Annotated in this window: 11 protein-coding genes; 10 read left to right on the top strand and 1 reads right to left on the bottom strand. The window is 65.7% G+C overall.

All coding sequences use genetic code 11. The annotated features are described in order from the left end of the window. Positions 1-271 precede the first annotated feature (271 nt). The 10 genes from ACYQOP_RS16695 to ACYQOP_RS16650 all read left to right on the top strand — a co-directional run bounded on the left by ACYQOP_RS16695 (position 272) and on the right by ACYQOP_RS16650 (position 11,099). Positions 272-1,156, top strand: coding sequence for a cobalamin B12-binding domain-containing protein (locus tag ACYQOP_RS16695; protein ID WP_246747883.1), 885 nt, complete (start codon positions 272-274; stop codon positions 1,154-1,156). A 35-nt stretch (positions 1,157-1,191) separates the two neighbouring features. Continuing rightward, on the top strand, positions 1,192-2,637 hold the full coding sequence (gene ppsR / locus ACYQOP_RS16690; RefSeq protein WP_311273855.1) for a transcriptional regulator PpsR: 1,446 nt from the start codon (positions 1,192-1,194) through the stop codon (positions 2,635-2,637). 100 nt (positions 2,638-2,737) lie between these two features. Beyond that, complete coding sequence (chlG, locus tag ACYQOP_RS16685; RefSeq protein ID WP_461223114.1) at positions 2,738-3,661, top strand: chlorophyll synthase ChlG; 924 nt, start codon at positions 2,738-2,740, stop codon at positions 3,659-3,661. Then, entirely contained in the window at positions 3,661-5,004 is a 1,344-nt protein-coding gene (locus ACYQOP_RS16680; RefSeq protein ID WP_461223113.1) for a BCD family MFS transporter, read from the top strand. Before chlG ends, ACYQOP_RS16680 begins: the two co-directional genes overlap by 1 nt. Positions 5,005-5,009: 5 nt before the next feature. Beyond that, on the top strand, positions 5,010-6,194 hold the full coding sequence (locus ACYQOP_RS16675) for a geranylgeranyl diphosphate reductase (RefSeq protein WP_461223112.1): 1,185 nt from the start codon (positions 5,010-5,012) through the stop codon (positions 6,192-6,194). Further along, complete coding sequence (locus ACYQOP_RS16670; protein ID WP_461223111.1) at positions 6,191-6,712, top strand: TspO/MBR family protein; 522 nt, start codon at positions 6,191-6,193, stop codon at positions 6,710-6,712. Before ACYQOP_RS16675 ends, ACYQOP_RS16670 begins: the two co-directional genes overlap by 4 nt. Next, entirely contained in the window at positions 6,709-7,068 is a 360-nt protein-coding gene (locus ACYQOP_RS16665; protein ID WP_461223110.1) for a hypothetical protein, read from the top strand. The genes ACYQOP_RS16670 and ACYQOP_RS16665 overlap by 4 nt, the downstream gene beginning before the upstream one ends. 46 nt (positions 7,069-7,114) lie before the next feature. After that, positions 7,115-8,683, top strand: a complete 1,569-nt coding sequence (locus ACYQOP_RS16660) for a c-type cytochrome (protein ID WP_461223109.1) — start codon at positions 7,115-7,117, stop codon at positions 8,681-8,683. Positions 8,684-9,001: 318 nt separating this feature from the next. Beyond that, positions 9,002-9,895, top strand: coding sequence for a transporter (locus ACYQOP_RS16655; protein ID WP_461223108.1), 894 nt, complete (start codon positions 9,002-9,004; stop codon positions 9,893-9,895). 805 nt (positions 9,896-10,700) lie between these two features. Beyond that, positions 10,701-11,099: a hypothetical protein gene (locus ACYQOP_RS16650; protein WP_461223107.1), complete on the top strand. Its 399-nt coding sequence runs from the start codon at positions 10,701-10,703 to the stop codon at positions 11,097-11,099. A gap of 392 nt (positions 11,100-11,491) precedes the next feature. Here the strand turns inward: ACYQOP_RS16650 and ACYQOP_RS16645 are convergent, their stop codons facing one another. Beyond that, positions 11,492-11,935, bottom strand: coding sequence for a hypothetical protein (locus ACYQOP_RS16645; RefSeq protein ID WP_461223106.1), 444 nt, complete (start codon positions 11,933-11,935; stop codon positions 11,492-11,494). Positions 11,936-12,074 lie beyond the last annotated feature (139 nt).

Below are 12,074 nucleotides of genomic sequence, written 5' to 3'. Positions count from 1 at the left end.
TGGCCCCGCATGGTCAGGGTCCGTTGCCGAGGAGGGTATGAACCGGCGGAATAAGTGTCAAGCTGGCTTTACGTCATTTTAAATTTACGACATTGATGCATAATAATGTGAGTTGCTGGATTGCCAAATGGGTTGTGAAGCGTATCGTTATCGACAAGGCCCGCTTGTCGCACTGCAAGCAGCGTCGGACGCTTTTTAAGTCGAAGACGTCAAGTTCGACAATCAAGATCGAGCTGGATCAAGAAGCCGTCATAAAACATTGGAGGACCCAATGGATGATGTCTGGCGGTTTCGCACGGCTTCCGGGATCGAGCCGGTTGCATTGGACGAGTGCGCCTCGTCGGAATTCGCATTATATCCTGGCAGGGCCAGGCAGGAGCGGAACTCCGCGTGGGACGTCGATCTCGCCAGTGTCATCGAGGCGGAGATCATCCCTCGCCTGATGCTCGCCCACCGGGCGGATTCCCGTGCCAACCGCCCGGGAATCCTGCCGAGCACGGAGCAGATCACGGATTTCGCCACGCTGGTCCTGTCACCGGACGGCGAGGATGTCGAAGACCGGATCGCGCGCCTCGTTGATGACGGGCTCGCCCTCGACAGCCTGCTCCTCGATCTCCTCGCCCCCACGGCCCGCCATCTCGGCCTCTTGTGGGAAGAGGACCTCTGCGACTTCGCCGAGCTCACCATCGCCATGGGCCGGCTCCAGCGCATCATGCACGAGCTCACCGCCCGGTTTCGCGACGAGCCGGCGCCGGACCCGCACGGCCGCAGCGTCTTCCTGATGGCCTGTCCCGGCGAGACGCACAGCTTCGGTCTCTCCCTCGTCGAACGCTTCTTCCGCGACGCCGGATGGGATGTGACCAGTGCGGCCCATTCCGCGCATTCCCAGGCGATCCGCGCCGCCAGCACGGGCTGGTTCGATGTGATCGGCGTATCGCTCGGCTGCGAAACCCTGCTCCCAACCCTCACCCGGCTGGTGACCGAGCTTCGTCGCACCTCGCGCAATCCATCGGTCCGTGTCATGGTCGGCGGGCCGATCTTCATGAACCATCCCGAATATTCGGCACTCGTCGGCGCGGACGCGACGGCGGGTGATGCACGCCTTGCCATAACCATCGCCGAGAGCTTGCTTGATCCGCGGGCCAGACCCTGCTGAAAGACCGGCTCGACGTCGTCACATCGTGGTGATCCTTGACCAGTCTGGCACTTCCCGCCGCGGCGGAAACCTTCGCAGCGCTTCGTAAGGCACTCGGTCCCCTGGACGCGGAGTCGGCCGGGCTTCTCGTCGCGGCCGCGACGGATCTCGCTCTGGTGGTCGATGCGGACGGGATCATCCGCGATGCGGCCTTCGGCAACGCGGATTTCGCCGATGAAGGCTGTGAGACCTGGCTCGGCCAGCCCTGGATGGATACCGTCACGGTCGAGAGCCGGCCGAAGATCGCCGCCCTCCTGCGCGATGCCGCCCCGGGCGCCGTCACGCGCTGGCGGCAGGTGAACCATCCCTCCGCCACCGGCATCGACCTGCCGGTCCGCTATTCCGCCCTGCGCCTGGAGAATGGTGGTCCGATCATCGCCATCGGCCGCAATCTCCGCGCCATGGCCGTGCTCCAGCGAAAGCTCGCGGAGACCCAGCAGGCCCTGGAACGCGACTACCTGCGCCTGCGCGGCGCCGAGACCCGCTACCGTCTGCTCTTCCAGCTCGCCGGCGAGCCTGTCCTGGTGGTGGATGCCGCCACCCGCCGGGTCACCGAGGTGAATCCGGCCGCCGCCCGCCTCCTCGGCCGGGCGGAGAAGCGCATCATCGGACAGGACGTGGTCGACCTGTTCGATTCCGCCAGCACCCGCGAACTCGAATCGCTGTTCGCTGGCCTGCGCATCACCGGCCAGGCCGGCGATCTCGTCGCGCAGCTCGGCAACGGTCGCGGCGAGACCCGCGTCGCCGCTTCCCTGTTCCGCCAGGAGAACGCCACGAGCGCGCTCCTGCGCCTCTCCTCCGGCCCCGCCGAGGTGGCCGGACCGAGCCGTGCCGGCACCTCCGCCCTCGACGTGATCCAGAGCCTGCCCGAAGGTTTCGTCGTCACCGATCCGGCCCGCCGTATCCTCGCCGCCAACGCCGCCTTCCTCGATCTCGTGCAGCTCGCCACCGAGGAACAGGTGCGCGGCGAACCCCTCGATCGCTGGCTCGGCCGAGAGGAGACCGAGGCCGCCGCGCTGTTCTCCACCCTCGGCCAGCATGGCTCGGTGCGCCATTTCGCGACGAGTCTCCGGGGCGAGTACGGTTCGGTGGAGGAGGTGGAGGTCGCCGCCGTCGCGGTGCCCGGCGCCGGGCAACCCTGCCTCGGCTTCACCATCCGTTCGACGCCGCGCCGCACGGCGGCGGCTTTGGGCGGTCGGGAATTGCCACGCTCCGTCGAGCAGATGACCGAACTCGTGGGCCGGGTCTCGATGAAGAACCTCGTGCGCGAATCGACGGACCTGATCGAGCGCCTCTGCATCGAGGCGGCCCTGCGCATCACCCGCGACAACCGGGCCTCTGCCGCCGAGATGCTGGGGCTCAGCCGGCAGGGCCTCTACGCCAAGCTGCGCCGTTATGGCATCGGCGATCTCGATGCGCCGGAGCCTGCCGACGAACAATAGTTCAGGCCTGTCTTCCGGCAGGCCAAATGTCGCACAAGATTGGCATTTTATGTGTCAATCTTTCTTGACACTTCCGACGGTCGGCCCCTAGCTTCGGGGCATGGCAACGTCGGCGTCCACCCCTCCCGCCGCTTCCGTCGGCATCCCCGCTCCAGCCACCCTGGTCGAGCTTCTGAAGCCGATCACCTGGTTCGCGCCGATGTGGGCCTTCGCCTGCGGCGTGGTCTCATCGGGTATGGCGGCCGAGGGGCGCTGGCCGCTGATCCTCGCCGGGATCGTGCTCGCCGGCCCCCTGGTCTGCGCGACCTCGCAGGCGGTCAACGATTGGTACGACCGCCATGTGGATGCGATCAACGAGCCGCTGCGCCCGATCCCGTCCGGCCGGATGCCCGGCCGCTGGGGCCTCTACGTCGCGCTGGCCTGGACCGCCCTCTCCCTCGCCGTCGCGGCCTCGCTCGGGGTCTGGATCCTCAGCGCCGCGCTGTTCGGTCTCGTCCTCGCCTGGATCTACAGCGCGCCGCCCCTGAGGCTGAAGCAGAACGGCTGGTGGGGTAACGCGGCAGTGGGGCTCTGCTACGAGGGCCTGCCCTGGTTCACAGGTGCCGCCGTGATGGCCGGCGCCCTGCCCGACCACCGCGTTCTCACGGTGGCCCTCCTCTATTCGGTGGGTGCCCACGGCATCATGACCCTCAACGACTTCAAGTCGGTGGAAGGGGATGCGCGCATGAATCTCCGCTCGCTGCCGGTCCAGCTCGGGATCGACCGGGCCGCGCGCCTCGCCTGCCTCGTCATGGCCCTTCCACAGCTGGCGGTGATCCTCCTCCTCTCGGCCTGGAACTGCGCGGGGCACGCGGCCCTCGTCACGGGGCTGCTCGTGGCGCAACTCGCGCTGATGTCCCGCCTGCTCCGGAGCCCGCGCGAGCGGGCAGCCTGGTACAACGGTACCGGCACCACCCTCTACGTGCTCGGCATGCTGGTGGCGGCTTTCGCCCTCAGGGCCCTCGCGCAGCAGGGAGCCGCGTGATGGCGCCGAAGCTGGGCTGGCTCGCCATCGTCCGCCTCGGCCTCGTTCAGACCGCTTTGGGTGCCGTGGTCGTTCTCATGACCTCGACCCTCAACCGGGTCATGGTCGTAGAGCTCGCTTTGCCGGCGATGATCCCCGGCGCCCTCGTCACCCTCCACTACGCCGTGCAGGTTCTGCGCCCGCGCTGGGGCTACGGCTCGGATGTGGGCGGGCGGCGCACGCCCTGGATCGTCGGCGGCATGGCCGCGCTCTGCCTCGGCGGATTCGGTGCGGCGGCGGCGACCGCCCTCATGGAAACGCAGCTTTCCACCGGCATCGCCCTCGCCATCCTGTCCTTCCTCTTGGTGGGGATGGGCGCGGGCGCGGCTGGGACCTCTCTCCTGGTTCTCCTGGCGGGCGGCGTCGATGCGCGCCGCAGGGGGGCTGCCGCCACCATCGTCTGGGTGATGATGATCGCCGGCTTCGCCATCACCGCGCCGATCGCCGGACATTTCCTCGATCCGTTCTCCGGTGTCCGGCTGGTGATGGTCTCCGGCACGGTGTCGCTTGCCGCCTTCGCCCTCGCCTGTCTCGCAATCCGTGGAATCGAGCCGCGCCGCGCGGCGGCCGCACCGTCCGATGCCCGCGGGAAGCGGCCGTTCCGCGAGGTCTTGGCCCGGGTCTGGTCGGAGCCGGCCTCGCGCCGCTTCACCATTTTCATCTTCGTGGCGATGCTCGCCTACAGCGCGCAGGAGCTCATCCTCGAACCCTTCGCCGGCCTCGTCTTCGCGATGACGCCGGGGGCCACCACCAAGCTGTCCGGTCTCCAGCATGGCGGCGTGCTCGCCGGCATGATCACCGTCGCCGGCCTCACCATGGGAATCGGCGGTCCCTATCTCGGCTCGCTGAAAGTATGGACCGCCACCGGCTGCGCCGGCTCGGCGCTGGCTCTGGCCGGAATCGCCGTCGGTGGCCTCGTCGGCCCGGACTTCCCCCTGCGCGCCGCCGTCTTCGCTCTTGGCCTGTTCAACGGGATGTTCGCCGTGGCCGCCATCGGCTCGATGATGGGTCTGGCGGGTGCCGGTGGCGAGGCCGAGCGCGGCACCCGAATGGGCGTCTGGGGCGCGGCCCAGGGCGTCGCCTTCGGGGCCGGAGGCTTCCTCGGGACCATGGCGGTGGATCTCGCCCGCCTCGTCAGCCCCGAACCGGTCCATGCCTATGCCGCCGTCTTCCTGGCCGAGGCCGCCCTGTTCCTGGTCGGCGCCGCCCTGGCCATGCGGATCGAGCATGCCGCTGCGACGCAATTGCGCCGCCCTGCCCGCCCCGCCGAGCCCGTGCTCCAGCCCCGATTGTCGTTGAGGTGAGACCCATGCCGGAATTGGAGACCTTCGACGTCGTGGTGGTGGGAGGCGGCCCGGCCGGGGCCACCGCCGCCACCGATCTCGCCCGGATGGGGCGGCGGGTGCTGCTCCTCGACAAGCCGGGGCGGATCAAGCCCTGCGGCGGCGCGATCCCGCCGCGCCTGATCCGCGACTTCGCCATTCCCGACGCGCTGCTCGTCGCCCGCGTCCGCTCGGCCCGCATGATCTCACCGGCCGACAAGCGGGTGGACATGCCCATCGGCGACGGCTTCGTCGGCATGGTCGACCGGGAGCATTTCGACCCTTGGCTGCGCGACCGCGCGGCCCTGGCTGGGGCCGACCACCGCCCGGGCAGCTTCACCCGCATCATCCGCGACGCGGAAGGCGGGGCGGTGGTGCATTACCGCTCGGGCGATGCGGAGTACCGGGTTCGCACCCGCCTCGTCATCGGCGCGGACGGCGCGAGCTCGGTCGTCGGCCGAGCAGAGATTCCCGGGCACGCGGCCATGAAACAAGTCTTCGCCTATCACGAGATCGTCCGGCGGCCGGCGGATGGGAGCGGCGATGTCGAGGGGACGCGCTGCGACGTCTACTATCAGGGCAAGCTCTCGCCGGATTTCTACGCCTGGGTCTTCCCCCATGGCGACACGATCAGCATCGGCACCGGCAGCGCCCGCAAGGGGTTCTCCCTGCGCGGGGCGATCCGGTCCCTGCGCGCCTCCACGGGCCTTGATGCCGGCGAGACCCTGCGCCGCGAGGGCGCGCCGCTGCCGCTGAAACCGCTCAGGCGATGGGACAATGGCCGGGACGTGCTCCTCACCGGGGACGCCGCCGGCATCGTCGCCCCGGCTTCGGGCGAGGGCATCTACTACGCCATGCTCGGCGGCCGGCTCGCGGCGGAGGCGGCCGACACCTTCCTCGCCACCGGCAAGGCCGCATCCCTGGCCCTTGCCCGGCGACGCTTCATGCGCCTGCACGGCCGCGTCTTCCTGATCCTGCGCATGATGCAGTGGGTCTGGTACCGCAACGATTCCCTGCGCGAGCGCTTCGTCTCGATCTGCAAGGACAAGGACGTCCAGCAGCTGACCTGGGATTCCTACATGAACAAGGAACTGGTCCGGGCAAAGCCCGCCGCCCATGTGCGGATCTTCTTCAAGGATCTGGCGCACCTGTTCCGCTGGGTCTCGCCGTGATCGGCGGTTACGAGACCGGCCCGGTCGTGGCTGCGGCGGCCGCCGCCCTCGTCACCGCCCTTGCCGGTGGCCTCCTGACGACGACCGGCCACTGGTATCAATCCCTGCGGCGTCCCTCGTGGAAGCCGCCTGACTGGGCCTTCGGCCCGGTTTGGACCACGATCTTCACCCTCATGGCGATCTCCGCCGTGATGGCCTGGCACGCGGATGCCGGAACCTCGGCGCGCACCGCGCTGCTGGTCGCCTACGGCGTCAACCTCTGTCTCAACATCGCCTGGAGCGGCATCTTCTTCCGCCTACGCCGGCCGGACTGGGCCTATCTCGAAGTCATCGCCCTCTGGCTCTCCATCGTGGCGCTGATCGCGGTGACGGCCCAGGCCTCGGGGATCGCGGCGTTGCTGCTCGCGCCCTACCTCGCCTGGGTCAGCGTCGCGACACTGCTCAACCGGGCGATCGTGCGGCTGAACGGGCTGTTCGGCCGGGCCGTACCGGTCCGCGATGTCGGAAGCCGGGCATGATTCCGGATGCGGCGACCCTGGCGTCGCTCTTCGCCTCCGGGCGGATCATCGACGTGATCCTCGGTCTCGTGGCCCTGGAGGCCGCCGCCCTCGTGGCATGGCGCCTTCATGGGCGAGATCGCCCGCTTCTTCCGCCCCTTTTCTGCAATCTCGCCTCGGGCGCGGCGCTGATGCTGGCGATCCGCGCCGCGCTGATCGGCTCGGATTGGACGGTGGTTGCGCTCTGCCTCATCGCCTCGCTGATGGCGCATCTAGGGGAGGTCGCGTTGCGCATGTTTGGGGGGTCGCGTTCCGCATCCGATCCGGCGATGCCCGATTTTCGCCAACCGGGCAGACCGGTCACGAAGCGTGCCTGAATTGCTGCTGTCCAACCTTCGGCTTCATGAGTGGAGAACCGGCATCATGCGTCGCATATCTGCCCTTCTGCTCGGTTCGGCCGGTCTCATCGCCGCCGTGACCGGTGTCTCGGCCCAAGATGCGGAACAGATCAAGCGGGGCGAATACTTGGCGACGGCGGGCGATTGCGTCGCCTGCCATTCGGCACCGGGCGGCAGGCCCTTTGCCGGGAACTATGTCCTCAACACGCCGATCGGGAAAATCCGCACGCCGAACCTCACACCGGACGACGAGACCGGGCTCGGCAAATGGACCGCCGACGACTTCTACCGCGCCCTGCACGAAGGCATCGACAACGAGGGCAGCTACCTCTATCCGGCCTTCCCCTTCGCCTGGTACACCAAGGTCACGCGCGACGATTCCGATGCGATCTTTGCTTATCTGCGCTCCCTCGAGCCGGTGAAGGAGCCCCGCAAACCTTCCGAGATCCCGTTCCCCTTCAATATCCGCAGCGCGCTGATTACCTGGCGCACCGCGTTCTTTACCGCGGGCGAGTTCAAGCCGGATTCGAACGCCAGCGCCGAGGTCAATCGCGGCGGCTACCTCGTGGAGGGCCTCGGCCATTGCGGCATGTGCCACAACGCCAACAAGATCGTCGGAAACAGCGGGTTGGCGGGCAAACTCGGTGGCGGGGTCATCGACGGCTGGTACGCGCCCAACATCACCCCCGACGACCACACCGGGATCGGCTCCTGGACCGACGATCAGGTGGTCGAATACCTCAAGACCGGTGCCGCTCCCGGCAACCGGCCGGGCGTCGCAGCCGGGCCGATGCGTCAGACCATCGAGGAATCCCTCTCCAGGCTGACCGATGCCGACCTGAAGGCGATGGTCGCCTACCTGCGCACCCAGAAAGCCAAAGAAAGCTACAAAATCAAGGACATCCAGGCCTTCAACCAGGCCGATGCGCCGGGAGCGGCCACCTATCTCAGCTACTGCTCCTCCTGCCACAAGCCGGACGGCCAGGGCGTCGAGGGGGCGATCCCGGCGCTCGCCGGCAATACCTCGGTGCAGTCGGAAGGCCCCGAGACGGTGATCCGCATCATCCTCGGCGGCCTCGCTGCCCAGAACGGCTACGCGCCGATGCCGGCCGTGGGGGCCGGCATGACCGACCGAGAGGTCGCCGACGTCACGGACTACATCCGCAACGCGTGGGGCAACAACGCCCCCGTCATCGCCGAACGCGGCATCGTCACAACCGCCCGGACCGCCACTCAGACCATGCTCGCCGGAACGGCGCCCTGCGCTGAGATTGCGCAACCCGAGGTCGCTAAGGCCATCGCCGATGCGGGGAGTGCCAACAAGCTCAAAGGGCTGGCACCAGAGAACTTCATTCCGGTCATCGGCTCTCTGCTACCCAAGGTAAAGGCAGCCGCCGGAGGGGCCAAGGACGACGACATCGTCAATGGGCTGACGACAGTGTTCTGCCAGGCTGGGCGCCATGATCCGGCCTACGGCAAGATCGGCTGGCACGCGGTCATCGGCAGCTTTTCGAGCGTCGTATATAGTCAGATCAGGAATCCCGAGAAACGTGTAGCCTTGCCGGCCCCCGCTGGTGTTGCGCCGACGCCGTGATTCAGCGCTAACGACGTCGCGGACATCAATACCTGCGAGCGCTGCAAACGCGAAGCCGATGATTTTGATCTCGCATTGGCAAACGTTATCACGGCAAGAGTACAAATAAATATTTCCGGTTATACAAATAATGAGCGCTGCTTTAATTTGTAGGTATTTCGCGAGAGAATTGCCTCTTTATCTATATGTGACCTTTAGGTGACATTCGCAGATGAGATGACGATACGTGGGGAATGAGATCCGGTGCTGGTGCGTCGATGAAGGAGAGCTTGCTCGAACGCAGCGCTCTTCCCATCACGCTCGAAGAAGAGGCACTGGATGATTCACGGTACCCGTCACGCGACATACACGCTCGGTCTCACCCTGTGCGTCGGCCTCGGCCTGACCACCCTGGCTTCAAGACCGGTCCAGGCCGGTTCTGCGGCGCAACCGGGACAGACGGTCGGTCTCCCCGTTGGCGCCCAGCTTCCCGTCGGCCTCTACTTCGTCAACACGTCGAGCTTTGGTGTCCGCGATACCCGGCCGCTTGATTCCGAATCTAATATCAATCTGCCTACCTTCCTTTGGGCGACGCCCTGGAACCTGCTGGGCGCGCGCCTCAACCTGGCGGCGATCCAGCCGGTCGTAGCGTCGAGTCCGCGAGGCGTAGCCTATCAGAGCGGCATCGGCCAACCACTGCTCGCTGCCCAACTCGCCTGGAACCTCGGCAACGATTTCGGCGTGAGTTATCTCTTCGGCGGATACCTGCCGATCGAGACGGAGTTCCTCACCCGGAACGCGTCCCTCAGCCATCGCTTCGCTGCGAGCTATACCGGTAACGGACTGAACCTGACCGCTAATCTGCTCTACGGAATCTTCGTTGATCCGGTGGCCGCCCAAGGTGTGGCCTATCCCGACTATCTCAACCTCGACCTCACCGCGACCAAGAAATTCGGTAAGTGGGAGGTCGGCCCGGTAGCCTTCGCCTCCACTGACATGCCCACCCGATTTCCCGGGTATCGCCGCCAGGGACAGATCGCCGTCGGCGGCCTCGTCGGCTACAATTTCGGGCCTGTGAACGTTCAGGCCTATGTCACGCGGGATGTGGTGGAGCGCAATTACGGCGGTCAGGAAACGCGCGGTTGGCTGCGGCTCATCGTGCCGATCTACAAGGAAAGCACCAATTCGGCGGCTCCCTCGATCCCGCTGAGCGGGCGGCAATCCCTGCGCTAGGGATTCCTCATAGAGCGTTCAAGCGAAAGGCCGACTCCAGCACGCTCCAGGCTCCGGTATCGATAAGGAGCGTGTTGCCGGTTTGAAGTCGGCATCCCCTGCTGGCGTCCATGCCTTCGAAGGCGGTCGTGACAAGGGGCCGTCGAGGAGGCGTCCTGCGAAGTTGGGACAGGTTAGCTGATGCAGGGGCACCGCCACGATGCGGACGCGCTTGCCCCCAGGTTCGACGTAGCCAACGCCATAAGGCGCAGCCCAGATCACCTCCACAGCCAAAGGTCCTCATTCCCAATGTTATGAATATAGATGCTCTCATCCGCAGCGAGAGCCTGCCGATTTGGATCGATCGTTGCAATAAGGCCTGCCATGAACGGCAGACGTGGCTATATGCTAATTTCCGACTTGAGAGAGTCACCTTCACCCAAGATTATTCAACCAGAAAGCCGTATCTCAATTCGGCAATTCGTCGGGATGGCGCTGGGTGGAGCCGAGCTCCCATGGCATATCGTTATCCGATAGAATAAAACCTTCTTCATAAACTAGAGGACGAAGCATTTAAACTGGCAAATGCTTTGCTCTGTTCCTGTTTCGAAACATGTGTGTCCGGACGGGCGAGCATCGTCGTTCGGGTGGGTCGGCGTAAGGGAATTTCCTCGGTTCCGTGTGAAGTACAAGGCGGTGCACCTTCGGGACAGGGCTGGGATTTACCGTAAACCGCCCATTAATCCGACTCGTCGAAACCTAGCGATCGTTGGGGCCGGGGCGACATGCGCTGGTCTCCGCGCGTGGTTTGTAAGGGTAACGGTGTATGCGTAGCGTTCACACGGCGATCGACAACGTGGTTCCCTTCCGACGTCCCGGCAGGCCCCAGCCCCAGGCTCCCGTCGTATCGCCCTCCCTAGCCGCGAGGCGGGTCGATCAGCGCGCGCTGATGGATGCGGTCTATGCCAGCGGAACGCTCGCGGTTGCGGCGGGTGATCGTGAGACGAAGCTGATCGCCGCCCGCCTGCAGGTCTACGGCTTCCTCACCGTCGAGGAATTGAGCGAAGAAGGGGCATTGCGGCGCCTGCGTCCGTCCGAGGCTATCCGCGCCCAGGCCGACCGCCCCTGGCGCCTATCAAAAGCGGCCTACGGCTCCGGCCTGTCTGTCACTGTCCCAGCCACCGACGATTTCCTGTTCGACTCTTCCGCCGGTGCCTCAGCCTGATCCTCCCGTAAGAAGCACTGGCTGTCCTTGTTCATCGACGGTAGGCTCCGGAGGGGGGCGGCTCTCCGGAGACAATGTGAATGGCGGCGGCGAGACAGCTAATTTCTTCGTCGCCGAAGATGCATCCCTGAACACCACCGGGGTAGATGCCCCGAGGTGCAGCTATCCGCTCTTGATAGTCAGCGTCTGCTTATACCCACGACGTTTTTCTTCACGAGCGACGACGTCGCCTACCCGGCTCGACCATCGGCAGGTGGGTTCCTATGGCTAACCGGGAAATCTGACTGGGCCGAAGCATCGAGCCGAGCATCATCGAGCAAATCCACCGCACCGGCGTAAGGCCTGCTGTGGCGCACCTATACTTTGCTCGGCAGCGACCCAGGGGGGATGCCTCAGCGGTCGCGCTTATTTACCACCGCGCAGCCGGTCATTGGTCCACGGCTCCCGTTTATGACAGAGCACGTGACGAGAGATGTCGCCGCATCGGCATGGCTGTGGCGGGAGATGACCGCCTGCTCGCGGGCGCGGCGAGCTGCGGCTACGATCAGGTCTGGTGCAATCCCGGTAGCGATCCGCCCGGCCCGGCCGAACAGGTCATAGTAGTCATCGCTCGGCGTCTCCCCCTTGAATTGGACTCCGACAGCAGACGGGTCACCGCAGGCGAGTGTCAGCGTCATCCCATTGGTGACCGACATTTCCGCGAAATCAACGGTGCGGTTGACGAGCGTGGCCTTCGTCTCAGCCACGACGCTTTCGATGAGATCCCTGCACGGATCTGCCTGGGCCGAACTGCTGAAGAATGACACGAGGGCGGCGGTCAGAATCATGAAGTGCATGGGAGTTAAACTAGGAGCGCCGCTCATTCCGGCGAGGAGGGAGTCGGATAACATTATTAGCTCCTATTGAACGTTCATTCATTGACGTTTGAATGAACGTTCAATAGATTTGCGGAGAGACAGGAGGCCGCGATGGGCG

The sequence above is a fragment of the Methylobacterium sp. CM6247 genome, from assembly GCF_054817925.1.
This window is presented reverse-complemented; position numbering and strand designations above follow the sequence as displayed.